This is a genomic window from Streptomyces sp. NBC_00536 (assembly GCF_036346295.1).
GTDB lineage: Bacteria > Actinomycetota > Actinomycetes > Streptomycetales > Streptomycetaceae > Streptomyces.
Genome location: NZ_CP107819.1, coordinates 4,064,669 through 4,088,566, shown reverse-complemented (window position 1 = coordinate 4,088,566; position 23,898 = coordinate 4,064,669). Strand labels below are relative to the sequence as shown.

Here is a 23,898-nt window from a genome sequence, read left to right as displayed (position 1 = left end):
GTCTCCCCCTGCGGGGGATCAGTCGTCCCCCGGGAACGGGGCTGTACATGCGACTCAGCGAAGAGATCGCCGCATTCCGCGGGGGAACGGGAAACCCCGCCCGGATGCTGGGCGAATTCCGCCGTGCCACGCTGCTCGTGCCGATCGCCGACGGCGGCCTGATGTCGGGAGAGCAGGGCGGCGTCCGCTGGGTCTACGCCTTCACCGGGGAAGAGGCCCTGGCGGCCTTCGCCCGGGCCCGCGGCGCCGGGGACCAGGAGTGGGAGTACCTCGCGATCCTCGGGGCCCGGCTGGTCGACGCGGTGATCCCCGAGGTGGCGGGTCCGGCCGGGGTGGCCGTGGACGTGGCGGACGAGGAGGGCGCGATGCTCTTCCCGCCGGTGGTGGGCATTGTCCCGGACGCGGTCGCGGTCGATGCCGCCGGTCCGGCCGACGCGGAACCCGCGGGGGCCCCGCATGAGCGGTGACAAGGACCTGGCCGTCGCGCCCGAGGCCGTCAAGAAGATCCAGGACGGTCTGCGGGCGGCCATCGGTGAGCTGCGCGAATCCGGGGCGGACGCGGGCGGAGCCTCGATGGGCGCCGGCTTCAGCTCGCTCTCGATGACCGGGATGGAAGCCGGTCACGCCGGTCTCGCCACCGACTTCGAGGACTTCTGCGAGCACTGGGAGTGGGGGGTGCGCTCCCTCGTCCAGGACGCCAGCACGCTCGCCCAGGCCCTCGGCATCTCGGCGGGCACGCTGTGGGAGGAGGACCAGTACATCCAGGGCGCGTTCAAGGTCGCCGCCAACTCCGCCTACGGGAACCCGCACGCGAACGAGGACGACATCGAGAACAAGGCCTGGGGGGACATCTTCCGGGCGGACGTCTACAAGCCCGACTACAGCGCCGAGTCCTTCGCCAAGAGCGGTGAGGACATCAAGAAGACCTGGTCGGACACGGGCGACAAGCTGATGACCACCGGGAAGATCGGCTCGCTCAAGGACATGGTCGACCAGGCCACCGGCAACGGCTAGTAGGAGGGCGGCCGGAGAGAGCGGCCGGCCGGGCGCCGACGCGATAGCGTGCCGCCGGGGAATGGGGGCCGGGGTGTCGATCGCCGAGTTGCAGGTGTACTCCGTCGAAGAGGCGGACGTGTCCGGTGGTGTGTGCGTCGTGCGCTGCATAGGCGGCGTCGCCCGGGCCGGACAGGTCTACGCGGCGGGGGAGTCGAGGCTGGGCCTGCGCCGGATCGAGCGCTACGGGCGCCCCGTGGGCTTCTTCGACGCCGGACACGTGGCGAAGGTGCACCTGACGGGGGCCGTGGTGGCCCTGCTCACCCGGGGACAGGTGCTCACCTCCGTGCCGCCCGACGGGCACGCGCTCGGCGAGCTGGAGGCCTGGCTGGCCACGGACCCGCCGCTGGAGGACGAGCCCCACCCGCTGGAGCTGCGCACCCTGGCCGTGGGCCGCGCGCAGGCCGACCGGCTGCCGGACGAGGTGCGGCTGCGCTGGGGGCGGGTGGCGCTGGCGGCGACCCGGCGCAAGGCCGCCCGGGCGGGGGAGGACGCGCTGGTGGCCGCCGCCGAGGAGGCGGCCGTACGGGGCTACCTCATCCAGCAGTTCGGCGCCGGGCCCGGCGGTGACCCGGCGGAGCTCTGCCGGGACCTGCTGGCGCTGATCGACATGACGCCCGGGGAGGCGGCCCACGAGGCCCGGTCCTGGCGCGACCTGCCGCGGGCCCGCATCCTGCACCTGCGCCGGATCAAGAACCTGCTGCCGTGGCTGGCGCTGGTCCGCCCCGAGCTGGCGCCGGACGATCCCCTGGGCGCGTCGGTGGACGCGTGGTCGGCGGTACGGCCGCGGCTTCCCTAGGCCGTGTCCCTAGCCCACCCGGGGGCACCTCGTGAGGGTGACGCCATCGGCGCTGGTCACGAGGACGGGTACGCCAGTTTGCGCGGCGTGTCCCAGCGGGGGCCGCGGGGCCCCGGGTTGCGGGAGCTGACGGGGTGTCCGTGAGTGGGTGGCGGCGGTACGTCCCATGCCGTCATCGCGCCTGACAGGAGAGACCGTTGCGCCGCTTCACCCGTTACACCGTTCCCGCCGTCCTCTGCGTGTCCCTGCTGGCCGCGTCCCCCGGCCTCGCGGGGGCGGCCTCCCAGGACGTGCACAAGCCCGTCGCCCCCGGCTCGTCCCGGGCCGCCATCCCGGGGACGGACGCCCTGCAGCAGCAGGTCGCCTCCCTCGGCATCACCGGCGAGATCCTCAAGGCGGTCAGCGACCTGCTCGCCGCCGTCCTCAAGGCCCCCGACGGCAAGATCCCGGAGGCGGACGCGGCCAAGCTGAAGAAGGCGATCGACGACGCCATCGCCAAGCTGCCGAAGCCGCCGGTGGACGTGCCGAAGCCGCCCGTCGACCTTCCCAAGCCCCCGGTGGACCTCCCGAAGCCGCCCGTCGACGTGCCGAAGCTGCCCGTGGACGCGCCCAAGCTCCCGGTCGACGCACCCAAGTTGCCCGTGGACGCGCCGAAGCTTCCGGTCGACGCGCCCAAGCTGCCCGTCGCGCTGCCGGTGGCCGCGACCGCCGCCAAGGCGGCGAAGGACGGCCCGCTGGACCTGGTCGGGTCCGCCGTGGACAGCCTCAAGAAGGCCGTCGACGGTGTGCTGAAGGCCTCCGGACCCTGCGGCTGTTCGACCGACGCGACGAGCAAGTCCACCGACGTCGTGACCTCCCTCATCGCGCTGCTCACGGCGCTCCTGACGGGCGGCGGGCTGCCCGCCCTGCCCGTTCCGGCCCCCGCCCTGCCGGTGCCCGCCCCCGCGCTCCCCGTGCCGGCCCCGGCCCTGCCCGTACCGGCGCCCGCGCTGCCCGTCGAATAGCGGCACACCCACCGCCGCACCCACACGCCCGCGTCGGATCCCCGGTGCCTTCCGCCGCCCCGCGGAACACCGGGGGCCCGGGCGCCCGGCCCGCGGACGGTGCTCCCCCCTGTGCCCCGGTGCCTCCGCGCGGACCCCCTTGACGGCGGCGCCCGCCGGATGGACGCTCCGGGACTCGCATCCGCACCGCATCTGGGGGGACCGGTATGCCGGAGCAGTCCGACCAGCACGGCCAGAACGACCCGCACGGCCAGCACCACGCGCACGACGCACACGACGCGCACGACGACCAGGAGGGGTACGCCCGGCCCCGCACCGCACGGGTCCAGCTCGCGGGAGAACTGCGGGCGCTGCTCGCCGGGGCCGGGGCCACCTGGTCGGTGAGCGAGCACCTCGCCGACGACGAACCCGTACCCCGGCCCTCGCTGGGCCTGCAACCCGGGGCCAACCTGACGCCCGCCGCCGAGGCGGGCCCGGTGGACCTGCGGGCGCTCATCGGCCGCGAGAGCGCGAACCCCGACCTGACCCGGCGCCGCGCCGCCCACGGGCTGCTGCCCGAGACCGAGCCGCCGGTCGTCGGCGCCCGGCCCGCCGCCCTCGACTGGCGCAGCCGCTGGGGCTGGCCCTGGATCACCAAGGTCAAGGACCAGAACCCGTGCGGCTCCTGCTGGGCCTTCGGCGCGACCGGCCTGGTCGAGTCGATGGCGCGGATCGAGCACGGCGTGTGGGCCAAGCGCTCCGAGGGCGATGTCCACGACGGCCTGAAGTTCAGCTGCGGCCAGGGCAGCAACCCCGAGACCGCCCTGGACTGGATCAAGGCCAATGGGGGCATCTGCGACCCGGACTGCTATCCGTACACGACCCCGCCGCCGTCCGTGCCCGCCGACCGCCGTGACGCCTGGCGGGCGGACTACACGCCCAGCTGGGACCGGTCCGGGCGGACCACGCGGATCACCGACTACGTCCGGCTCGGCGACGTGGAGCAGCAGAAGGTCTGGCTGGACACCGTCGGCCCGCTGACGGCCTGCTTCGACGTCTACGACGACTTCTTCGGGCTCGGCGCGGGCGTGTACCGGCGCACCAGCGACCACTTCGCGGGCGGCCACTGCGTGCTGATCGTCGGCTACGACGACGCGGCCGGGTGCTGGATCTTCAAGAACTCCTGGGGCACCGGCTACCACGTGGGCGGCTACGGGCGGATCGCGTACGGCGAGGTGAAGATCGACTACTGGGCCAAGTGCGGGCTGCGCGGCACCAACGCCGACCCCTGGACCAAGCGCCGGCTGCACACCGGCAACATCTTCGAGAGCGGGAACGGCCGCGCGCACCGCAACTTCGAGATGCTCGCGACGACGGGCGGCGGCCGGCTCCAGCACTGGTGGCGCGAGGGCGACGCGCCCTTCCCGTGGGCCCGCGCGGCGGCCTTCGGCAGCGACGTGTCCGGGCTGCCCGCCTTCACGAGCACCACGTACAACCGGAACCTGGAGTCGGTGCACGTCACCAGCGGCGGGCGGCTGCACCACTGGTTCTACGACCAGTCCGGCGGCACCTGGCGCGACGCGGGCCTCTTCGGCCCGTCCGACGCGGCGTCCGGCACCACGCCGGGGTTCATCCAGAGCGACTACGGCAAGCCCGGCAACTTCGAGGTGGTCGTGCGGACCGCCGACGGGCGGCTGAACCACTGGTGGCGGATCAACGGCTCGCCGTGGACCTGGAACGACGGCGGCCGCTTCGGCTCGGGCATCGCCCACTACGGGCCCGCCCTGGTGCAGACCCGCGCCCGCCACCTCGACCTGGTCGCCACCCGGACGGACGGCCGGATGCAGCTGTGGTGGCGCGACGACCCGAACGGCTTCGCCTGGCGCGCGGGCGAGCTGTTCGGCACCGGGATCACCTCGGCGCCCTGCCTGATCGAGGGCCAGTACGGAGCCGCCGACGAGGACACGGCCGGGAACTACGAGCTGTGCGTGGCGGCGGGCGGCCGGATCGAGCACTGGTGGCGGGGGAACGCGGCGGGCGGGGCCTGGAGCCGCAGCGCGGTCTTCGGCCACGACGCGCTCGCGGTCACCGGGATGCTGCAGGGCAGCTTCGGGTTCAATCTGGAGGTCATCGTCCTGCGCACCGACCGGCAGCTCCAGCACTACTGGCGCGACGGCGCGGGATGGCACGAGGGGCCGGTGATCGGTCCCGCGTGAGGTGCGGGTGCCGGTGCCGGTGCGGGTGCGGGTGCCGGTGCCGGTGCCGGTGACGTGAGCGAAGGGGCCCGGTGGAGGTACGGAGGGTGGCGCTCCGCGCCGGTGAGGCGTACACGTTGCGGCTCACCGGGCGGGGGGCGCGTGGGTACGTGTGGACCTGGCGGGTGACGGGGGACGCGGATGCGGTGGAGGTGGCCGAGGGGGCGTCGTCGCCGGCGTCGCCGTCTCCTCCTCCTCCCGGTGCCCCGGTGGAACGGACGTACGTCGTGCGGGGCCGCCTTCCCGGCGGGCGGGCTCGGATCCGCTTCGCGCAGGTGCGGCCGCCGTACCCGGACGAGGCGCCGTACGACGAGTTCGTGCTGGAGGTCGAGGTCGGCGCCTGACGACGCGGCGTGCCGTGTGGTGCCTCCGGCGGGCCCTCAAACGCCGGGCGGGCTGAGTTTGGGCGGGCTGGGTGTGCGCTTGGGCGGGCTGGGTTTGGGCTTGGGTGTCCATATCGCGGACGGGGGGTCGGTTGTACCTGTGTTGTATCTATGCTGTGCGCATGTCATCCGTCACCCTCGCGCCCACGGCCGCCGAACGCGTCTACCAGCACGTCAAGCTCGGCGTGCTCGACCGCCGCTACGAAGGCGGGACCCTGCTCACCGAGGGCGAGCTCGCCGACGCGGTGGGGGTGTCGCGCACGCCCGTGCGCGAGGCGCTGCTGCGGCTGGAGACGGAAGGGCTGATCAAGCTCTACCCGAAGAAGGGCGCGCTGGTCCTGCCCGTCTCCGCCCAGGAGATCGCGGATGTCGTCGAGACCCGGCTGCTGGTCGAGGAGTTCACCGTCCGGCGGGCCGTCCCGGCCGCCCCCGCCCTGCTGGCGCGGCTCGCGGAGCTCATCGAAGAACAGCACCGGCACGCCGCGAGCGGTGACCTCTCCGCGCTGATCGCCGCCGACCGCCTCTTCCACGCCGAGATCGTGCGCAGCGCAGGCAACCAGATCCTGTCCCGGCTCTACGACCAGCTGCGCGACCGGCAGCTGCGGATGGGTGTCGCGCTGCTGCACGCGCACCCCGAACGGATCGCGAAGACCCTCGCCGAGCACACCGAGATCCTCGACGCGCTGCGCGCCGGGGACGCCGAGAGCGCGGCCGCGGCGGTACGCGGCCACGTCGGACGGGTCGCGGCCCTGGTCCGGGGTGACGTGCGATGAGCACCCCCGGTCCCGCCGCCGTCGACCAGCCGCACCTGCCGAAGGACCCGCCGGGCGGGCGGCGGGCCGTTTTCGTGTGGTCGATCGGCGTCGCCGTCTACTTCGTCGCCGTCATCTTCCGCACCAGCCTCGGCGTCGCGGGCCTGGACGCCGCCGACCGCTTCCACGTCAGCGCCTCGGCCCTGTCCACCTTCTCGCTGCTCCAGCTGCTCGTCTACGCGGGCATGCAGATACCCGTCGGCCTGATGGTGGACCGGCTCGGCACGAAGAAGGTGCTCACGCTCGGCGCGGTCCTCTTCACCGCCGGACAGATCGGTTTCGCGCTCTCCCCGTCCTACGGGACGGCCCTCACCGCGCGCGCCCTGCTGGGCTGCGGCGACGCCATGACCTTCATCTCGGTGCTGCGGCTGGGCACCCGCTGGTTCCCCGCCCGGCAGGGGCCGCTGATGGCGCAGCTCGCCGGGCTGGTCGGCATGGCGGGCAACCTCGTCTCCACGCTGGTGCTGGCGCCCGTCCTGCACGGGGTGGGCTGGGTGCAGGCCTTCGCGGGCAGCGCGGTGGCGGGCCTGGTGGTGCTCGTTCCGCTGCTGCTGTTCCTGCGCGACCACCCCGAGGGGCACGCGCCGCCGCCGGTGGTGCGGGGCGAAGGGGGCTACGTACGCCGTCAGATCGCCGAATCCTGGCGCGAACCCGGGACCCGGCTCGGGCTGTGGGTGCACTTCACGACGCAGTTCCCCGCGATGGTGTTCCTGCTGCTGTGGGGCATGCCGTTCCTGGTCGAGGCGCAGGGGCTGTCGCGCGGTGGCGCGGGCGGGCTGCTGACGCTGATCGTGGTCGCGAACATGGGGTTCGGGCTGCTCTACGGGCAGCTGGTCGGGCGGCGGCAGTCCGCGCGGATTCCGCTGGCGCTCGGCACGGTGGGGGTGACGGCGCTGCTGTGGGGCGCGGTGCTCGTGTACCCGGGGGAGCGGGCGCCGATGTGGCTGCTCGTCACGCTGTGTGTGGTGCTGGGGACGTGTGGGCCGGCCTCGATGATCGGGTTCGACTTCGCGAGGCCCGCGAATCCGGCGGCCCGGCAGGGGACGGCGTCCGGGATCACGAACATGGGCGGGTTCATCGCTTCGATGACGACGTTGCTGGCGGTGGGGGTGCTGCTGGATGCGACCGGGGATGACTACCGGGTCGCGTTCTCGTCGGTGTTCGTGCTGGAGGGGGTGGGGGTGTCGCAGATCCTGCGGTTGCGGGGGCGGGCGCTGTTGCGGGAGCGGGAGGTTGCGGCCGCCGCGGCCCTGGCCCCGGCCCCGGCCGCGGGGGCCGTCCAGGGCTCCGCCCCGGCCCCCGCGGAGGTCTGACGGCTGCCCCGTCCCGGGCTGGGTCAGCCCTCAATCGCCGGGCGGCTCGTGTGCCTCCGGCGGCGCCTCAAACGCCGGCGGGGCTGGGTGTGGTGCCGGTGCGTGCGCAGCCCCTGGCCGGGGCGCGTTGCCTCCGGCTGCGCCTCAAACGCCGGCGGGGCTGGGTGTGGTGCCGGTCCGTGGGCAGCCTCCGGGCGAGGCTGGATGTGGTGCCGGTCCGTGGGCAGCCCCGGCCGGGGCTCATGTGCCTCCGGCTGCGCCTCAAACGCCGGCGGGGCTGGTTTTCGCTGCCGGTCCGTGGGCGGCCCCCCGGCCGGGGCTGGACAACGCTGCGGCCAGTGCCAGCGCTACGGCGTCACCGCGAACTGGGACAGGATCGCTTCGGCCAGGTCCGGGTCGCCTTCCACCTTGACCAGGTCGGCCAGGGTGCGCCAGCGGCCGCGGCCCGCGGCCAGGCGGACGTAGGTTTCCCAGTCCATCGCCAGGGTGACCGCCGGGCCCAGGGACGGGGCGCTGTCCATCGTGCCCTGGCCCGCGGCGTCGATGCGGACCGTCCGCATGAACTCCAGCGTTCCGTGCACGTCCAGGACCACGGCGGACCCGGCCGGGGCGCCCGCTCGCTTCGCGACGACCTTCGGGAGTCCCACCAGGAGGAGGTCCCGGGCCACGACGGCGCCGGGGGAGTCCCAGTTTCCCGGGACGCCGAGCGCGGTCCGCAGGTCCTGTTCGTGGATCCACACGTCGAAGGCCCGCAGCCGCAGCGCCAGCTCCAGCGTCGTCTGCTCGCCCAGCGGTCCGCGCACCATCGTGGTGGCGGGATCCCGCTTCTCGTTGCGCAGCTGCCGCATCCGCCGGATGACGGTGTACTCCAGCTCCGAGGTCATCTCGGGGGCGGTGTGGTGGCGCCGGACGTCCACCTGGACCTCCATGTACCGGGTGAACTCGTCCACCACGTGGCGCAGGTCCCGGGGGAGGGTGTGGATGGGGCGGGGGTCGCCGAGCTGCTCGCACTCGATACCGATGATGTGTGACACGACGTCACGGACCGACCAGCCGGGGCACGGGGTCGGGCGGTTCCATTCGGCCTCCGTCAGCGGGAGGACCAGTTCGGATATCGCCTCGATGGAGTGGGTCCACGCATCGGCATAGGGCTGAAGGCTGGGATGGACGGTCAACGGGACCCCTCGCGTGCTGTTCAGTGGCGCGTTGTGGACTGGTTGGACTGGCTGACGGCGGCGTATGCAAAGTTACGCTGCCGGTGAGCACCCCGGCAGTGCTTTCGTGTGACGATCGTAGGCCCCGAGTTGACGGCTTGAATGCCAGAACGGTGGTAGTGTGCGCGCCTCCCTGATCCAAATCGCGGTGAACGAGGGCGAGTCGGTGGTTTCCCGACGTGCCCGTGTGGCGGACCTCGTCCGTGAACAGAGCGGCTCCGACCTGGTGGTGCTGCCGGAGCTGTGGGGCGTGGGCGCCTTCTCCTACGAGCAGTTCGAGACGGAGGCCGAGCCGCTGGACGGGCCCACCTTCGAGGTCATGTCGAAGGCGGCGCGCGACGCCGGGGTCTGGCTGCACGCGGGGTCGGTCGTGGAACGCTCCGGTGACGGCTCCCTCTACAACACCACCCTCGTGCTGTCCCCGGAGGGCGAGCTGGCGGCCACGTACCGCAAGATCCACCGCTTCGGTTTCGACCAGGGCGAGGCCGTGCTGATGTCGGCGGGAGACTCCCTGACCACCGTCACCCTGCCGACGACCGTGCTCGGCATCGCCACCTGCTACGACCTGCGCTTCCCGGAACTCTTCCGCGGCCTGGTCGACGCGGGCGCGCAGACCCTGGTGGTGGCCGCGGGCTGGCCCGCCCGCCGCCGCGCGCACTGGACCCTGCTCAACCGGGCGCGCGCCGTCGAGGACCAGGCGTACGTCCTCGCCTGCTGCACCGCCGGGACGCACGCCGGGGTCGAGCAGGCGGGACACAGCCTGGTGGTGGACCCGTGGGGCGAGGTGATCGCCGAGGCGGGCCCGGGCGAGCAGGTGCTGACCGTGGACCTGGACCCGGCGAAGGTGGCGGAGACCCGGGAGCAGTTCCCGGCGCTCAAGGACCGGATGCTGGGCATCCGGCCCCCGGCCGTCCCGGGCTCCTGGACCATCTCCTAGTCCCTGTGGGCGGGCGGGTGCCGGGGGGCGGCCCCCGGCGCTCACCCGTCCTCCGCCCTCTCCGCCCTCTCCTCGTCCCGCTCCTCCCGCTCCTTCTCGGCCATCCGGATCACGCACACCGCCACCGCCAGCAGCAGCGCCGCGTCCGCCTCCTCCCGGATCACGTCCACGGCGTACGTCTCGCGGATCCGGTACCACTGACGGGAGATCAGCGAGAGCAGCTCGCCCTCGTACTCGACCTTGAACTCGCGGTCCAGGATCCGCCCGCTGACGTCCAGTTCGGTGCCCTCGGACAGGGTCACGCGGTAGTGGTTGCGCAGCAGCGAGAAGCGTTTCTTGCGGATCACGGCGAGCTGCCGCCCGTCCCGCTCCAGGGTCATCGCGTCGCGGAAGCTGAACATCTTCTCCCGCAGGGTGATCAGGATCCGGCCGTCCGGGTCCTTCAGCTCCAGGGTGTCGCGCAGGCGCAGCGCCTTCCCGTCGACCAGGTAGGCGTGGCGGCCGGCCTCGTCCTCGACCCAGTAGTCGTCACCGATGGCCAGCACTTTGTCCCGAACCAGGTATTTCATGCCGTATCGCTGCCCGCGATAGGTTGCCGCCATGCCTCAGCTCCCCGGCCCCGCCCCCGCCCCCGCCACGACCCTGCTCTATGTGACCGACCTGGCGTACCCGGCGCGCGGCCGCCGCTACGGCGACGAGGACATATTCCTCACCTCGCGGCTGCGCGGGGAGTTCGCCCTGGCCCTGTGCCACCCGCTCGACGCGCAGGCCCTGCTGCCCGGCTTCGACGCGGTGATCGTCCGCAACAGCGGGCCCGTGCTGCACCACCAGGAGGCCTACGACGCCTTCCGCGCGCACGCCCTCGCCACCGGGGCCCGGGTCTACAACCCGCTCACGGGCCGCGCCGACATGGCGGGCAAGGGGTACCTCCTGGACCTCACGAAGGCCGGGTACCCGGTCATCCCCACGGTCGACGCCGCCGCCGATCTGCACCTCCTGCCGCAGGTGGCCGAGTACGCCGTCAAACCCGCGCAGGGCGCCGACTCGATCGGCCTGGTCTTCACCGCCGACCCGGCCGCGCACCTGGCCGAGGCCCAGGCCGCCCCGGGCGCGCTCCTGGTCCAGCCGCGGATCGACTTCGCCTACGAGGTGTCCTTCTACTTCGTCGACGACGCCTTCCAGTACGCCCTGTACGCGCCCGACCCGGACCGCCGCTGGGAACTGGTGCCGTACGAGCCCACGCCCGCCGACCTCGGCTTCGCCCGGGCCTTCATCGGCTGGAACACCCTGTCCCACGGCATCCAGCGGGTCGACGCCTGCCGCGCCCCCGGGGGCGAACTGCTCCTGGTCGAGCTGGAGGACCTCAACCCGTACCTGTCCCTGGACCTGGTCCCGGAGCCCGTACGTGACGCCTTTGTGACGGCTCTGACGGGCTCCCTCCGGTCCTTCCTGGGCTGATGGCACCCTTGACGCATGAATCCTGCCGCGTCCGCACCCCGTCGCGCCCGAGTCCGTGCCCCCGAGCTGATCGGCAAGGGCGGCTGGCTCAATACCGGTGACACCTCCTACACCCTCGCCGACCTGCGAGGACGGATCGTCATCCTCGACTTCTGGACCTTCTGCTGCATCAACTGCCTGCACGTCCTCGACGAGCTGCGGGAGCTGGAGGAGAAGCACCGGGACACCGTCGTGATCATTGGCGTGCACTCGCCGAAGTTCGTGCACGAGGCCGAGCACCAGGCCGTCGTCGACGCCGTCGAGCGCTACGAGGTCCACCACCCCGTCCTCGACGATCCCGAGCTGGCGACCTGGAAGCAGTACGCCGTCCGCGCCTGGCCCACGCTCGTCGTGATCGACCCCGAGGGCTACATCGTCGCGCAGCACGCCGGTGAGGGGCACGCGCACGCCATCGCGCGGCTCGTCGAGGAGCTGGAGGCCGAGCACGAGGCCAAGGGGACCCTGCGGCGCGGGGACGGGCCGTACGTGGCACCGGCGCCGGTCGCGACCGACCTGCGGTTCCCCGGCAAGGCGCTCGTCCTGCCCTCCGGGAACGTCCTGGTGTCCGACTCGACCCGGCACCAGCTGGTCGAGCTGGCCGCCGACGGCGAGAGCGTCGTACGGCGGATCGGCGGCGGGGAGCGCGGCTTCGGGCCGGACGCCTTCAGCGAGCCGCAGGGCCTGGCGCTGCTGCCCGACGGGCGGGTCGTGGTCGCGGACACCGTCAACCACGCGCTGCGCGTCTTCGACCCGGCCACCGGGGCCGTGGAGACCGTCGCCGGTACGGGCCGCCAGTGGTGGCAGGGCTCGCCGACGGCCGGGCCCGCGCGCGAGGTGGACCTGTCCTCGCCGTGGGACGTGGCCTGGTGGGGCGGCAAGGTGTGGATCGCCATGGCGGGCGTGCACCAGCTGTGGACCTGGGACCCGGAGACCGACACGGTCGGGGTCGCGGCCGGCACCACCAACGAGGGGCTGGTCGACGGGCCCGTCGCCGAGGCCTGGTTCGCGCAGCCCTCCGGGCTCGCGGCGGCCGGGGACCGGCTGTGGATCGCCGACTCCGAGACCAGTGCGCTGCGCTGGGTGGAGGCGGCCGCCGACGGCGGGTACGTCATCCGGACCGCCGTCGGCAGCGGCCTGTTCGACTTCGGTCACCGGGACGGGGCCGCGGACCAGGCCCTGCTCCAGCACCCGCTCGGCGTGACCGCCCTGCCGGACGGCTCGGTCGCCGTCTGTGACACGTACAACCACGCCCTGCGCCGCTACGATCCCGCCACCGGGGAGGTCAGCACCCTGGCCACCGACCTGCGCGAGCCGAGCGACGCCGTGCTGGTCGGGGACGACATCCTGGTCGTGGAGTCCGCCCGGCACCGGCTGACCCGGCTGCGGCTGCCGGAGGAGGCCGTCCGCGTCGAATCGGTCGCGCACCGCACGCAGCGGGCCGCCACCGAGGTGGCCCCGGGCACGCTCCGGCTGGACGTGGTCTTCCGGGCGCCGAGCGGTCAGAAGCTGGACGAGCGGTACGGGCCCTCCACCCGGCTCCAGGTCTCCTCGACCCCGCCGGAGCTGCTGGCCGAGGGGGCGGGCCAGGGGACGGACCTGTTCCGGGACCTGGTCCTGGCGGACGGGATCACCGAGGGCGTGCTGCACGTCTCGGCGATGGCCGCCTCGTGCGACGACGACCCGGAGAACGAGTACCCGGCCTGCCACATGCACCAGCAGGACTGGGGAGTTCCGGTCCGAGTGCTCCCGGGTGGCGTCGCGCGCCTCCCGCTGGTCCTGGCGGGCCTGGACGCCTGAGGCATTTTCAGCCTCGCCGATTGCCCCCGGGCCGGGGCATTGTCAGCCTCGCCGGCGTTTGAGGCGCCCCCGGAGGGAGCGGAAGCGGCTCCGCCCGTGGGCGCCTGCGGCTCGGTTCGCCCTCCGGGGGCGCCTCAAACGCCGGCGAGGCTAAAACGCTCAGCCCTCCAGGAACGAGACGAGCGCGTTCGCCAGCAGGTACGGGTCATCCGCACCGCACAGTTCGCGCGCGCTGTGCATGGAGAGGATCGCGACACCGATGTCGACGGTCTGGATGCCGTGCCGGGCGGCCGTGATCGGGCCGATCGTCGTGCCGCACGGCATCGAGTTGTTGGAGACGAAGCTCTGCCACGGCACGCCCGCCCGCTCGCACGCCGCCGCGAACACCGCCCGCCCGCTGCCGTCCGTCGCGTACCGCTGGTTGACGTTGACCTTGAGGATCGGGCCGCCGTTGGCGCGCGGGTGGTGCGTCGGGTCGTGCCGCTCACCGTAGTTGGGGTGCACGGCGTGACCGGTGTCCGAGGACAGGCAGATGGTGCCCGCGAAGGCGCGCGCACGGTCCTCGTAGCTGCCGCCGCGCGCGAAGACTGAACGTTCCAGCACATTGCCCAGGAGGGGTCCGTCCGCGCCCGTGTCGGACTGCGAGCCGTTCTCCTCGTGGTCGAAGGCGGCCAGCACCGGGATGTGGTCCAGGTGTTCGGCGGTGGAGACGGCGGCCAGCGCGGCGATGCCCGCGTGCACCGACAGCAGGTTGTCCATCCGCGGCCCGGCGAGGAGTTCGCGGTCCCGGCCCAGGTAGGCGGGCGGCTCGATCGAGTGGACCATCAGGTCCCAGCCCGCCACCGAGCCCTGGGGCAGACCCTCTTCCTCTTCCAGGAAGGCGATGAGGTCGCCCTCGTGCGCCTCGCCCAGGCCCCAGATCGGCTGCATGTGCCGCTGCTTGTCCAGCTTGAGGCCGTCGCTGTTGACGGAGCGGTCCAGGTGCACGGCGAGCTGCGGGACGCGCAGCAGCGCCCGGTCGATGTTGACCAGCCGCTCGGTGCCGTCGCGCAGGGTGAGCCGTCCCGCCAGGCCCAGGTCCCGGTCCAGCCAGGTGTTGAGCAGGGTGCCGCCGTAGACCTCGACGGCGATCTGCCGCCAGCCCTGTGACCCGGTGTCAGGAAGCGGCTTGACGCGGAGGTTGGGGGAGTCGGTGTGCGCGCCGACGATCCGGTACGGGGTGTGCGCGGCCGCGCCCTCGGGGACGTACCAGGCGATGAGCGCGCCGCCGCGCAGGACGAACTTGCCCCCCGCGCTCGAATCCCAGGCGTCCGTTTCCGACAACTGCCTGAAGCCGGCCTTTTCCAGCCGCTCGCCCGCGTTGGCGACAGCGTGGTACGGCGAGGGGCTCGCCGCCAGGTAGGTCATCAGATCGTCGGTGTGGCCGCGGTCGAAGCGGGCGGGAGAGCTCATGTGGTTCACCTTAACGACGGTCGTGTTCGTCCTGGCCGGGCTGTGGCGGATAGCCGACGGGACAGCCGGAGAACGAGGGCGCGGTGGTGTGTGAACTGCGATCCCGGTCGGCTCAGCCCGGCGGACGCTCGAAGCGCCGCTGCAGCTGCCTGCGCTCGCCCCGGCGGATGCGCGGGAGCATCTCCGGGGTCTGCGCGGAGCGCTGCTCGCGCCTCTTGCGTCCGGCGCAGAAGATACAGGCCTCACCGGGCGGAGCGTCGGGATCCATCGGCGCGCCGGGATGTTCGGCGCATCCCGAGGGGTTGCGGGGGCGGGACAGCTCGCGGGCCACGATGAAGGCGCGGTGCAGGTCGTCGGCGACCCGGACGAATTCGTCGGCCGGGGAGGAGACCGTCAAGTGGAAGCGCGTCTCGTCGAGCGTACGGAGGTACCGGCGCAGCTTGTCGAGCGTGTACGGGGGCTCCGGTACGGGGTAGCCGAGCCTGCGCTGTTCGTTCGACGCCGCGGGGGCGGGCGCCCCGCCGCGGCCGCGCAGGCCCATCCGGCGCCGGTCGTTGCAGAGCAGGCAGCGGCCCCAGCCTTCGGGGGCCTCCGGGTCCAGGGCCCCGTTGGGGTGTTCGGGGCAGCCGGTGTAGCTCTTGGAGGGAGCCAGCGCCGCGGCGGTCTGGAAGGCGGTGTAGAGCGCGTCGGCGATGCCGTCGTATTCGGCGGGGTGCGCGCCCTCGTACAGGTCCTGGACACGGTCACCGACGGTGCCGAGCTTGGCCTGCAGCTCCTTGAGGGCGTACGGCCGCCCGGTCGGGACCGAGTACCCCCTGCTGTGCTGCTCCTGTGCGCTCATGCCTACGAGCGTCCCACGAACCGCCGACAACCCGTGCACGCGGTCGGCCGGACCCCCGCTGAGCTGGGGGTCCGGCCGGCGCGCGTACACCGCGTACGTGTGTGGTATCCGCCTTCGGGGCTTTCTCGGGGCTTAGAAGGCGGCCTCGTCGAGGTCCATCAGGGTGTTGTCGACGGCCTCGGCGAGCTGGCGCTGGACCGCGACGCCCGGGAGGACCTGACCGGCGAAGAACTTCGCCGCGGCGATCTTGCCCTGGTAGAACGCGACGTCCTTGGCGGAGGCCGTCGGGAGCTTCTCGGCGGCCACGGCCGCGCCCTTGAGCAGCAGGTATCCGACGATCACGTCGCCGGAGGCCGTCAGCAGGCGGGTGGTGTTCTGGCCGACCTTGTAGATGTTGCGGACGTCCTCGCCGGTGGCGGTGAGGTCGGTGACCATCTGGCCGACGATGGCCTCCAGGTCCACGGCGGCCTTCGCCAGCGCGTCGCGGGCGCCGGACAGCTCTTCGCCGCCGACGGCCTCGGCGAGGAACTTCTTGATCGTCTCGGTCAGGACGTTCAGCGAGGCGCCCTGGTCGCGGACGATCTTGCGGAAGAAGAAGTCCTGGCCCTGGATCGCCGTGGTGCCCTCGTAGAGGGTGTCGATCTTGGCGTCCCGGATGTACTGCTCGATCGGGTATTCCTGCAGGTAGCCGGAGCCGCCGAAGGTCTGCAGGGACTGGGCGAGCTGCTCGTAGGACTTCTCCGAGCCGTAGCCCTTCACGACCGGCAGGAGCAGGTCGTTCAGGCCGATGAGGGAGGAGGCGTCCTCGCCCGCGGCCTGCTTGACCTGGATGTCGTCCTGGACGGAGGCGGTGTACAGGACCAGGGCGCGCATGCCCTCGGCGTACGCCTTCTGCGTCATGAGCGAGCGGCGCACGTCGGGGTGGTGCGTGATGGTGACCTTGGGCGCGGTCTTGTCCATGAAGTTCGCCAGGTCCGGACCCTGCACGCGCTCCTTGGCGTACTCCAGGGCGTTCAGGTAGCCGGTGGAGAGCGTGGCGATGGCCTTCGTGCCGACCATCATCCGGGCGAACTCGATGATCATGAACATCTGGCGGATGCCGTCGTGCTTGTCGCCGATCAGCCAGCCCTTGGCGGGGTGCTGGTCGCCGAAGGTCATCTCGCAGGTGTTCGAGGCCTTGAGGCCCATCTTGTGCTCGACGTTCGTGGCGTAGACGCCGTTGCGCTCGCCCAGCTCGCCGGTCTCCCAGTCGAAGTGGAACTTGGGCACCAGGAAGAGCGAGAGCCCCTTCGTGCCCGGGCCGTGGCCCTCGGGGCGCGCGAGGACGTAGTGGAGGATGTTCTCCTCCATGTCGTGCTCGCCCGAGGTGATGAAGCGCTTCACGCCCTCGATGTGCCAGGAGCCGTCCGCCTGCTCGATGGCCTTGGTGCGGCCGGCGCCGACGTCCGAGCCCGCGTCGGGCTCGGTCAGCACCATGGTGGAGCCCCAGCGCTTCTCGACTGCGATCTGCGCGACCTTCTTCTGCGCCTCGTTGCCCTCCTCGTGGAGGATGCCGGCGAAGGCCGGGCCGGAGGAGTACATCCAGATGGCCGGGTTCGAGCCGAGCAGCAGCTCCGCGTAGCCCCAGATCAGGGAGCGGGGCGAGGTGGTGCCGCCGATCTCCTCGGGCAGGCCCAGGCGCCAGTACTCGGAGTCCATGAAGGCTTCGTAGCTCTTCTTGAAGGACGCCGGGACGGGCGCGGTGTTGGTGGCCGGGTCGAAGACCGGCGGGTTGCGGTCGGCGTCGGTGAAGGACGCGGCCAGCTCGTTCTCGGCGAGGCGGGCCAGCTCGGACAGGACGCTCTTGGCGGTCTCGGTGTCCATCTCCCCGAACGGGCCGGTGCCGTACAGCTTGTCGCGGCCGAGCACCTCGAACAGGTTGAACTCGATGTCGCGCAGATTCGACTTGTAGTGCCCCATGGCTACGGCTCCGTTTTAAGGATCGGGGAGACAGGTTCCTCGTACTTACCAATCAGTAATGTCATGATGCTACCCGCGGGTAATAAGGCGCAACCCTTGCTTGACGACTGTGACCAGCATCAAGCCAGAAACGCTGGAGAGCCGCTCAAGAGGGCCCGGGCGTGCAGCCCACCGCCTTCTGCGCGGCGGGCAGGTACGCCTTCATGAAGGCGGTCAGCGCCTCGCGCCGCTTCTTGACGTCGTCGGTCTTGGCCGGCGTGGACGCCTCGGCGATGAAGACGTGCGGGGCGCCCTGGTAGGTGCACTTCGCGGTCGCCAGGGCCAGGGAGTCCGCCACCCACGCCTCGCCCGCGGGCCCGGCGGTGATCTTCGCGGGGTGCCCGGCCCGGTTGACCTTCTCCTGGATGACCTTGGGCAGGTCCGTCACCTCGGTGGTGACGTCCGTCTTCAGGGAGAGCGCGGGCTTCGCGTCCACCGAGAGCGTGCAGTGCGCGCTGCCCTGCCCGAGGTCCACCGGCTCGGCCCGCAGGGCCTTGCCGGGCGGCAGCAGGGGGGCGAGGACCGCGGAGCCCACGCCGACCCCGCAGGCGGCGTCCGGAACGGCGTAGTCCCTGCCCTGCCCGCCGCACCCCGCCAGGGTGACGAGCAGGGCGGCGGCGGGCAGGGCCGCGAGGGAGCGGGAGCGGGGGCGGTGCCTCATCCGTTGCCCGCCAGTCCGGAGGCGCGCTGGTTGCCGTCGAAGGCGGCGCCGTTGATCTGGTGGGTGAGGGTGTAGCGGTTCTCGCCGGGGTGCGCGTTGGTCGCGGCCCATTCGTCGGCGAGCGCCTGGAGCTGCCGTTCGCGGACCGTGAAGGTCTCGCCGTTCTGGCGGCTGATGTCGGCGTTGATGCGGGCCTGCTCGTCGAGCTGCCACTGGTAGGCGAGCGCGTCGACACCGCGCTGCGCGACGTCGCCGACGACGGGGATGAAGTTCGCCGCCGCGCCGAAGCCGTGGTAGAGCCACTTCGCGTCCCAGCTGGGGTCGTCCTTGTCGGTCTGGATCGCCTGGTACCGGGCCTCCTCCATGAACCCGACCGTGGCCCCGGCCCGCAGCAGCGTCTCCTTCTGGTCCGTGGGCACGCCCGTGTGGATGTCGCTGATCATCTCGCGGTTCATGGCCTCGTTGAGCATGCCGTAGGCGTTCTGGTCGCGGGAGACCTGCTTGCTGACCTCCAGCAGTTCCTTGCGGTCGAGGAGCCGGGGATCGCTCGCGTCGTCGGCGAGGGTGCTGGCGGTGTGGCCGACCACGTCGCTGTGCCGGGACAGGACCTTCGCCATGTCGTCGCGCATCTCGGGCGGGAAGTCGTTCCCCGCCTGCGAGAGGTAGTTCAGCGAGCGGTCCAGCACCTTGCGGTGGTCGGGAGAGAGGTCGACCTGCGCGGAGTTGGGGTCGAGCGGGTTCTGGCCCGTCGCGGCCGCGACCAGGGCGTTGCCGGTCGCCTCGCGCGAGGAGTTGCCGTCGTGGCTGTTCAGCGGGGTGTCGTCGAAGACGGGCCGGTCCTTGAGGACGTACTGCGCGTTGTCCGTCGGCTGCGTCGTGTTGAAGAACTCGGTCGCCGCGTTGGGGCTGTTCGCGAGGCCGGTCATGAAGCCGGTCATCGGGTCGCGGCCGAAGTCCTCGCCGATGAAGTTCATCTTCGGCATCGGCGGGGTGCCGCTGTTCCAGTAGTGGTCCGGCATCTTCATCTTCTTCTCGGTGGCCACGAGCGCGTTCCCGTAGTCGTTCAGGAAGCGGTTGTCCCAGTCGCCGTTGCGCATCAGGTTGCTCATCAGCTGGAAGCCGTAGACCCGCGTGCCGCGCGTCTGGACCATCTGGTCGCCCTGCTTGACCATCTCGTCCTCCCAGGCGCGCATGGCCGGGCTGTCGGACTGGGTGGCTCCGGCCAGCGTGAAGCTGAGGTTCTTCTGGAAATCGCCGAGCTGGTCGTGCCGGGCCCGCTGGAGGGTGCCGCCGTCGGAGGGGTCCGAGAGGTCCGCCCAGAAGTCCAGCAGCCCACGCGGGCCGAGCGTGGTCGCGAACTCCTCCTGGAACAGCCGGTCGTCCTTGTGCGCGGCCAGGTCCTTGTTCAGCTCGTCGAACTCCTCGGGCGTCAGGTCGTCGCCCTTCTTCTTGAGGAGGTTCGCGATCCGCTCCGCGTCCTTGATCGCCGCCGCGGCCACGTCCCGGTTGTAATAGCTGGCGTCGGAGAAGCCGTACGGGTTCTGGCTGACCAGCATGGACAGGGCCTGGGCAGCAGTGGTGTCGCTCTCGGTGGCCCGCTGCAGGATGCCCTGGACCGTGTCGCGCAGCGCGATCTCGTCGGCCACGGTGTGCTCGGGCACGGGGTGGCCCTTGGCGGCGCGGTCCGGGTGGATGTTCATGCTGACCGTGAAGCCGCCGTTGCCGGTGCTCACCACGGTCAGGTTCCGGGCCAGGGCCTGCTCGATCGTGTTGTTCAGTTCGGTCTTGAAGCCGACCAGCTCGCCGTGGGTGTCGCTCAGGATGTTGCGGACGCTGTCGGCCTCGGTCGCCGCGTCACCGAACTCCTTGGCGGTCTTGCCGATGAACTCCCGGGTCACGGTGGCGTTCACACCGGCCCAGTTCGCCTTGGTGGCCTTGCCGCCCATGTCGGTGCGGGCGTCCTCAGCGAGCGCCTTGAGCTTGGTGACCATCGCGGACCAGTCGGCCACGGCGGTGGCGAGTTTGGTGAAGTCCGCGTTCCGGAGTGCTTCGAGGTCCATCAGTGCTGCGCCCTTTCCTCGAAGCCCTTGTCCAGCTGTTCGTACTTGAGCTGCGTCGCGATCCAGTACTCGCCCTCGGCGTGCGCGTTCTGCGTGTAGTCGAGGTGGTTGGAGATGTGCGCGCAGGCCTCCAGCAGGGTGTTGACCTGCGTGTTCCACTTGTCGGCCACGGTCGACAGCGCCCCGCCGAGCGCGAAGCCCTGCTTGAGGGACCCGGCCGCCTCGTAGGTACTGGCCTTCGCGTGGTCCCCGTCGGTGTTCAGCCGCTGGTGCAGCTTGAACGCCGCGTCACCGACGGCGGCCAGGTCCTGCTGGGTGACGACCAGATCCCCTTGGGGCGTGGGCCCACCACCATCTTCGGCGGGCACGTGATTGAGCCGCATGCCCGTCTGCTTGTCGGCTACCGAGGCGCGTACTTCCGCCCATTCCTGGTCGAACGACACCAGATTCCCCCCGCGCGAACGTGACTTCATCGGATCGATCCCGGCCAGGCTAGTACGCGCCACGCCCTGGCCCCCAGGGGCATTCGTCAGCGGGGGGGTGGGCGCACCTCGCACCAGACGGTTTTGCCGGCCGGTCCCTGGAGTACGCCCCAGCGCAGTGAGACGGCCGCCAACAGGGCCAGGCCGCGCCCCGATTCGTCCTCGGCCGTCGCGTGCCGGAGTACGGGCCATGCGCGGGGGTCGGGGTCGGTGACCTCCACCCGGGTCCGGCCGTCGGCTGTGGCTCTGACGTGCAGGGTGACGGGGGTGCCCTCGCCGACGTGCGTGATCACGTTGGTCAGCAGCTCGCTGACGCAGAGCGCGACGTCGGGGCCGTGGTGTTGGACCGCGCGCCGCGCCTGGCCCACTGCCGTGGGGAGGGCGAGCAGCTCGACGGTGAGTGCCGTCACCTGGCGGTCGTCGCGGCGGCGGTGCGGAGGACTGCCGTCAGCTGGGCGGCGGTCTTGACGTTGCAGTTGCCGAGGCTGATCAGGGGCGGGGTGAGGTAGATGCTGGCGAAGGTCGGCAGGTCGAGGCCGAGGGAGGGGAGCGTGATCCCGTGTTCTGCGAGGGCCTCGCGGAGCCGGATCATGCACTCGCGTGCGGCGTCGTCGCTGTCGTGGTCGCTCATGGGGTCTCCTGCGCTGGTGTACGGGGTGTGACGAACTCCTCACAGCGTGGTGTGGGTCGGCGTACCGTGGGAAGGGTTTCCGGTTGCGCTGGACAAGTGGCAAATGGCGGTGGTGGGTTGTGCCTGCTCGCAAGGACCCGGACGCGTCCGCGAACGTGCCCTCCTTCTACGGCGCCGAGCTGCGCTACAAGCGGGAAGCCGCGGGGTTCACGCTGGAGCAGCTGGCGGAGGGCAGCTTCCGCGGGGTCCCGTTCCTGAGCCAGATCGAGCGCGGCGAGCGCCGCATGCCGGTGGATCTGGCCCGTCACGTGGACGGGAAGCTGGGGACGGACGGCTTTTTCGAGCGCCGCTGTGAAGATGCGCGCAAGGCGAAGCAGTCCGGGCACGCGGAGTACTTCGCGGACGTCGCGGAGATGGAGCCGTACGCCGAGACGATCGAGGACTGGGCGCCGATGCTCGTTCCTGGGTTGCTCCAGACGCCCGACTACGCGTGGGCGATCAGCCGGGCCGCGATGCCCCGCACGACCGACGCAGCGATCGAAAAGCTGGTGGTCGCCCGGATGGGACGAGCGAAGCTCTTTGACCGGGAGTGCCCGCCAGACTTCTGGGCGGTACTGGACGAGTCGGTGCTCCGCCGTCCGGTCTTGCCATCGGGTCAGATGGCCGAGCTCCTGGAACACATTGCGATGGTGATCCGCCGGACGCGGTCCATTCTGCAAGTGGTCCCGCAAACGGCCGGCGCGCACTCGCTCATGATGGGGATGGCCAGGGTGATGACGTTTTCGGACGCACCTCCACTGGTCTACGTGGAGAGCCTGCACAGTGGGCAACTGATCGACTTTCCGCCCCTCGTGAAGGAGTACCGCAGGTCATACGATCTGCTGAGGGCCGCCGCTTTGCCGCCGGAGGCGTCCCTGGACCTTCTCGACGCTGCGGCAGAGGACTACCGAAATGGCACGCACCGGACTTGACTTGCGCGCCGCGCGCTGGCGCAAGAGCAGCTTCAGTAACGGCACGGGTGGTGAGTGCGTCGAGGTGGCCGACGGCCTTGTCGGGATCGTCCCTGTCCGGGACTCCAAGGTCGAGGACGGGCCCGTCCTGGTGGTCTCGGCCGGGGCCTGGGCACCGTTCGTACGCGGGCTGAAGGCCCACTGACCGGAACTCGACGCCCCGGCGGCCCCCGGCCTCGGTAGGCTTCGGCCCATGTACGGCTACGACCAGAACGTGAGCGCGGGGCAGCAGTACGCGCCGCAGCAGCCCCCGCCCCAGCAGGGCTACGGGCAGCAGCCGCCGCTGTACCCCGAGCCCTCGCCGCCGACGCTCGCGGACGCGGTGCGGGCCTTCACGACCGGTCAGCTCGCCGCCGAGGACTTCCAGCAGATCTTCGCGACCTCGAAGGTCTACTGCCCGCGCGGGGACACCCCCGGTTTCCTGGCCCTGCACAACACGCAGCAGCCGGTGATCCCGATGTTCACCACGCTCAAGGAACTGCGCCGGTACGCGGGCAAGGAGTCCAAGCACTTCATCATCACCGGCGCCGAGGTGATCGACCTGCTGCCCACCGGCTACGGCTTCGTCCTCGACATGGAGGGCGACCACCGGATGGTCTTCGACGCGAAGGCCGTGGAGCAGATGGTCGACTACGCCATGCGCCGCATGTACGGCTAGGGACGGACGGGGAAGGACGGGCCGGGCCGGTCCCGGCCGGGCCGGGCTGCTGGGGGGACGCGCGCGTGCTCAGGGTCCATTTCACCGCCGAGGATCTGCTGGGCGTCCGGTTCGCCGCCGAGCCGCTGCCGCTCTTCGAGCTGGCGCTGGCCCTGGTGGCCGCGCAGCGGACCGACGCGCCCGAGGTCTTCGGGCGCTGGCGCCAGCGGCTGGGCCGGGAGCTGCCCGGGGCCGCGCTGCCGCTGCTGGAACTGCTGCGCCCGGACGGTGACAACCCGCCCTTCGTGGAGCCGCCGGTGCGGGACTTCGAGGAGGCGCTGGACGCCGTACGCCTGGCCGCGCCGCTGGTCGGGGACGAGGAGCTGACCCGGATCCTCGCCCGCAGCCGCAGCAAGGCGGCCACCGCGCCCTGGCTGCGCGGGCTGCGGGACGGGGACCGGGAGTCCTGGGAGCTGCTGGAGGGCGCGCTGCGGGCGGCCCACCGGGCGGTGATCGTCCCGCAGTGGGCGGCGATCGGCCAGTCCTTCCGGGCGGACGTCGCCTGGCGCGCGCGGCTGCTGGCCACGCACGGGATCAAGGCGGCCCTGGCCAGTACGCACCCGGCCGCCAGCTGGTCGGGCACGGTCTTCGAGGTCGGGCGGCCACCGGACTTCGAGGTCCGGCTGGCGGGGCGCGGGCTGACGCTGATGCCGTCGCCGTTCTGGACGGGCCGGCCGCTGCTGGCGGGCCACCCCGACGGCTCTCACCTGCTGATCTACCCGGCGCTGACGCCCCTGCCACTGGTCCCGCCGGGGCGGGCGGAGGGTTCGCTGGACGCCCTGCTGGGGCGCACGCGGGCGGCCGTACTGACCCTGCTGGTCCAGCAGCGGACCACCAGCGAACTGGCCCGCGACCTCGACATCAGCCTGCCCTCCGTCTCGGAGCACACCCGCACCCTGCGCGCGGCGGGCCTGATCACCACCCGCCGCGACGGCAAGGCGGTCCTCCACTCGGCCACCGGCCTGGGCGTGGACCTGCTGCACAGCGGCGGCTGAACCCACATTTCGGCGGGGACCGAAACCA

At 71.9% G+C, this 23,898-nt stretch carries 25 protein-coding genes; 15 read left to right on the top strand and 10 right to left on the bottom strand.

The genetic code is table 11. The features are described from left to right. Window positions 1-47: 47 nt before the first annotated feature. From OHS33_RS17845 to OHS33_RS17810, 8 genes are all read left to right on the top strand, one after another. Window positions 48-467 carry an SseB family protein gene (locus OHS33_RS17845; RefSeq protein WP_330331418.1) on the top strand — a complete coding sequence of 140 codons (420 nt, stop codon included), beginning with the start codon at window positions 48-50 and terminating at the stop codon, window positions 465-467. Beyond that, window positions 457-1,014 (top strand): hypothetical protein, encoded by a 558-nt coding sequence (locus tag OHS33_RS17840; protein WP_330331417.1) that lies wholly within the window; start codon window positions 457-459, stop codon window positions 1,012-1,014. Before OHS33_RS17845 ends, OHS33_RS17840 begins: the two co-directional genes overlap by 11 nt. Before the next feature lie 73 nt (window positions 1,015-1,087). After that, complete coding sequence (locus OHS33_RS17835) at window positions 1,088-1,852, top strand: hypothetical protein (RefSeq protein WP_330331416.1); 765 nt, start codon at window positions 1,088-1,090, stop codon at window positions 1,850-1,852. 197 nt (window positions 1,853-2,049) lie between these two features. Then, window positions 2,050-2,856 carry a hypothetical protein gene (locus OHS33_RS17830; protein ID WP_330331415.1) on the top strand — a complete coding sequence of 269 codons (807 nt, stop codon included), beginning with the start codon at window positions 2,050-2,052 and terminating at the stop codon, window positions 2,854-2,856. Window positions 2,857-3,062: 206 nt separating this feature from the next. Continuing rightward, window positions 3,063-5,051 (top strand): C1 family peptidase, encoded by a 1,989-nt coding sequence (locus OHS33_RS17825; protein WP_330331414.1) that lies wholly within the window; start codon window positions 3,063-3,065, stop codon window positions 5,049-5,051. Window positions 5,052-5,122: 71 nt separating this feature from the next. Beyond that, window positions 5,123-5,434, top strand: coding sequence for a protease inhibitor I42 family protein (locus tag OHS33_RS17820; RefSeq protein WP_330331413.1), 312 nt, complete (start codon window positions 5,123-5,125; stop codon window positions 5,432-5,434). Between the two features lie 161 nt (window positions 5,435-5,595). Then, the gene (locus OHS33_RS17815) at window positions 5,596-6,246 is read left to right on the top strand and encodes a GntR family transcriptional regulator (protein WP_330331412.1); all 651 of its coding nucleotides are present in this window, start codon (window positions 5,596-5,598) and stop codon (window positions 6,244-6,246) included. Beyond that, window positions 6,243-7,598, top strand: a complete 1,356-nt coding sequence (locus tag OHS33_RS17810) for an MFS transporter (RefSeq protein ID WP_330331411.1) — start codon at window positions 6,243-6,245, stop codon at window positions 7,596-7,598. The genes OHS33_RS17815 and OHS33_RS17810 overlap by 4 nt, the downstream gene beginning before the upstream one ends. Window positions 7,599-7,945: 347 nt before the next feature. Here OHS33_RS17810 and OHS33_RS17805 read toward each other — a convergent pair whose 3' ends face one another. After that, window positions 7,946-8,773 (bottom strand): maleylpyruvate isomerase family mycothiol-dependent enzyme, encoded by an 828-nt coding sequence (locus tag OHS33_RS17805; RefSeq protein WP_330331410.1) that lies wholly within the window; start codon window positions 8,771-8,773, stop codon window positions 7,946-7,948. Between the two features lie 160 nt (window positions 8,774-8,933). On the opposite strand from OHS33_RS17805, the gene OHS33_RS17800 reads away from it, so the two are divergent. Then, window positions 8,934-9,749, top strand: a complete 816-nt coding sequence (locus tag OHS33_RS17800) for a carbon-nitrogen family hydrolase (RefSeq protein ID WP_330331409.1) — start codon at window positions 8,934-8,936, stop codon at window positions 9,747-9,749. A 41-nt stretch (window positions 9,750-9,790) separates the two neighbouring features. Here the strand turns inward: OHS33_RS17800 and OHS33_RS17795 are convergent, their stop codons facing one another. Beyond that, window positions 9,791-10,318 carry an LURP-one-related/scramblase family protein gene (locus tag OHS33_RS17795; RefSeq protein WP_330335086.1) on the bottom strand — a complete coding sequence of 176 codons (528 nt, stop codon included), beginning with the start codon at window positions 10,316-10,318 and terminating at the stop codon, window positions 9,791-9,793. A gap of 31 nt (window positions 10,319-10,349) precedes the next feature. Between OHS33_RS17795 and OHS33_RS17790 the strand changes: the two genes are divergently transcribed. Together OHS33_RS17790 and OHS33_RS17785 are read left to right on the top strand one after the other, a co-directional pair. After that, a complete protein-coding gene (locus tag OHS33_RS17790) occupies window positions 10,350-11,207 on the top strand; it encodes a hypothetical protein (protein WP_330331408.1) in 858 nt (285 codons plus the stop codon). 15 nt (window positions 11,208-11,222) lie between these two features. Then, entirely contained in the window at window positions 11,223-13,043 is a 1,821-nt protein-coding gene (locus tag OHS33_RS17785; RefSeq protein ID WP_330331407.1) for an NHL domain-containing thioredoxin family protein, read from the top strand. 159 nt (window positions 13,044-13,202) lie between these two features. On the opposite strand, the gene OHS33_RS17780 is transcribed toward OHS33_RS17785, so the two are convergent. From OHS33_RS17780 to OHS33_RS17745, 8 genes are all read right to left on the bottom strand, one after another. After that, entirely contained in the window at window positions 13,203-14,495 is a 1,293-nt protein-coding gene (locus tag OHS33_RS17780; protein WP_330331406.1) for a M18 family aminopeptidase, read from the bottom strand. A 112-nt stretch (window positions 14,496-14,607) separates the two neighbouring features. Then, window positions 14,608-15,336: a hypothetical protein gene (locus tag OHS33_RS17775; RefSeq protein ID WP_330331405.1), complete on the bottom strand. Its 729-nt coding sequence runs from the start codon at window positions 15,334-15,336 to the stop codon at window positions 14,608-14,610. Window positions 15,337-15,468: 132 nt separating this feature from the next. Beyond that, window positions 15,469-17,295: an acyl-CoA dehydrogenase gene (locus OHS33_RS17770; RefSeq protein ID WP_330331404.1), complete on the bottom strand. Its 1,827-nt coding sequence runs from the start codon at window positions 17,293-17,295 to the stop codon at window positions 15,469-15,471. Between the two features lie 145 nt (window positions 17,296-17,440). After that, a complete protein-coding gene (locus tag OHS33_RS17765; RefSeq protein ID WP_330331403.1) occupies window positions 17,441-17,995 on the bottom strand; it encodes a hypothetical protein in 555 nt (184 codons plus the stop codon). After that, window positions 17,992-20,055: a hypothetical protein gene (locus tag OHS33_RS17760; RefSeq protein WP_330331402.1), complete on the bottom strand. Its 2,064-nt coding sequence runs from the start codon at window positions 20,053-20,055 to the stop codon at window positions 17,992-17,994. Before OHS33_RS17760 ends, OHS33_RS17765 begins: the two co-directional genes overlap by 4 nt. Continuing rightward, complete coding sequence (locus OHS33_RS17755; RefSeq protein WP_330331401.1) at window positions 20,055-20,498, bottom strand: hypothetical protein; 444 nt, start codon at window positions 20,496-20,498, stop codon at window positions 20,055-20,057. Before OHS33_RS17755 ends, OHS33_RS17760 begins: the two co-directional genes overlap by 1 nt. Window positions 20,499-20,584: 86 nt before the next feature. Further along, window positions 20,585-20,947: an ATP-binding protein gene (locus tag OHS33_RS17750; RefSeq protein WP_330331400.1), complete on the bottom strand. Its 363-nt coding sequence runs from the start codon at window positions 20,945-20,947 to the stop codon at window positions 20,585-20,587. Then, on the bottom strand, window positions 20,944-21,168 hold the full coding sequence (locus tag OHS33_RS17745) for a hypothetical protein (protein ID WP_330331399.1): 225 nt from the start codon (window positions 21,166-21,168) through the stop codon (window positions 20,944-20,946). The genes OHS33_RS17750 and OHS33_RS17745 overlap by 4 nt, the downstream gene beginning before the upstream one ends. A 119-nt stretch (window positions 21,169-21,287) precedes the next feature. Here OHS33_RS17745 and OHS33_RS17740 point away from each other — a divergent pair, with 119 nt between their 5' ends. The 4 genes from OHS33_RS17740 (at window position 21,288) to OHS33_RS17725 (ending at window position 23,870) form a co-directional block, all read left to right on the top strand. After that, window positions 21,288-22,139, top strand: a complete 852-nt coding sequence (locus OHS33_RS17740) for a helix-turn-helix domain-containing protein (protein WP_330331398.1) — start codon at window positions 21,288-21,290, stop codon at window positions 22,137-22,139. Then, window positions 22,120-22,323, top strand: coding sequence for a DUF397 domain-containing protein (locus OHS33_RS17735; RefSeq protein WP_330331397.1), 204 nt, complete (start codon window positions 22,120-22,122; stop codon window positions 22,321-22,323). Before OHS33_RS17740 ends, OHS33_RS17735 begins: the two co-directional genes overlap by 20 nt. Before the next feature lie 48 nt (window positions 22,324-22,371). Then, window positions 22,372-22,836: an SseB family protein gene (locus OHS33_RS17730; RefSeq protein ID WP_330331396.1), complete on the top strand. Its 465-nt coding sequence runs from the start codon at window positions 22,372-22,374 to the stop codon at window positions 22,834-22,836. 65 nt (window positions 22,837-22,901) lie between these two features. Next, window positions 22,902-23,870, top strand: coding sequence for an ArsR/SmtB family transcription factor (locus tag OHS33_RS17725; RefSeq protein WP_330331395.1), 969 nt, complete (start codon window positions 22,902-22,904; stop codon window positions 23,868-23,870). The last annotated feature ends 28 nt before the right edge of the window (window positions 23,871-23,898 follow it).

Excerpts from the sequence above, each read along its gene's own strand:
- OHS33_RS17745 (WP_330331399.1), bottom strand. The coding sequence starts at position 21,168 with ATGAGCGACCACGACAGCGACGACGCCGCACGCGAGTGCATGATCCGG.
- OHS33_RS17815 (WP_330331412.1), top strand. The coding sequence starts at position 5,596 with ATGTCATCCGTCACCCTCGCGCCCACGGCCGCCGAACGCGTCTACCAG.
- OHS33_RS17810 (WP_330331411.1), top strand. The coding sequence starts at position 6,243 with ATGAGCACCCCCGGTCCCGCCGCCGTCGACCAGCCGCACCTGCCGAAG.
- OHS33_RS17795 (WP_330335086.1), bottom strand. The coding sequence starts at position 10,318 with ATGAAATACCTGGTTCGGGACAAAGTGCTGGCCATCGGTGACGACTAC.
- OHS33_RS17735 (WP_330331397.1), top strand. The coding sequence starts at position 22,120 with ATGGCACGCACCGGACTTGACTTGCGCGCCGCGCGCTGGCGCAAGAGC.
- OHS33_RS17765 (WP_330331403.1), bottom strand. The coding sequence starts at position 17,995 with ATGAGGCACCGCCCCCGCTCCCGCTCCCTCGCGGCCCTGCCCGCCGCC.
- OHS33_RS17825 (WP_330331414.1), top strand. The coding sequence starts at position 3,063 with ATGCCGGAGCAGTCCGACCAGCACGGCCAGAACGACCCGCACGGCCAG.
- OHS33_RS17730 (WP_330331396.1), top strand. The coding sequence starts at position 22,372 with ATGTACGGCTACGACCAGAACGTGAGCGCGGGGCAGCAGTACGCGCCG.
- OHS33_RS17760 (WP_330331402.1), bottom strand. The coding sequence starts at position 20,055 with ATGGACCTCGAAGCACTCCGGAACGCGGACTTCACCAAACTCGCCACC.
- OHS33_RS17785 (WP_330331407.1), top strand. The coding sequence starts at position 11,223 with ATGAATCCTGCCGCGTCCGCACCCCGTCGCGCCCGAGTCCGTGCCCCC.
- OHS33_RS17780 (WP_330331406.1), bottom strand. The coding sequence starts at position 14,495 with ATGAGCTCTCCCGCCCGCTTCGACCGCGGCCACACCGACGATCTGATG.
- OHS33_RS17770 (WP_330331404.1), bottom strand. The coding sequence starts at position 17,295 with ATGGGGCACTACAAGTCGAATCTGCGCGACATCGAGTTCAACCTGTTC.
- OHS33_RS17775 (WP_330331405.1), bottom strand. The coding sequence starts at position 15,336 with ATGAGCGCACAGGAGCAGCACAGCAGGGGGTACTCGGTCCCGACCGGG.
- OHS33_RS17845 (WP_330331418.1), top strand. The coding sequence starts at position 48 with ATGCGACTCAGCGAAGAGATCGCCGCATTCCGCGGGGGAACGGGAAAC.
- OHS33_RS17840 (WP_330331417.1), top strand. The coding sequence starts at position 457 with ATGAGCGGTGACAAGGACCTGGCCGTCGCGCCCGAGGCCGTCAAGAAG.
- OHS33_RS17790 (WP_330331408.1), top strand. The coding sequence starts at position 10,350 with ATGCCTCAGCTCCCCGGCCCCGCCCCCGCCCCCGCCACGACCCTGCTC.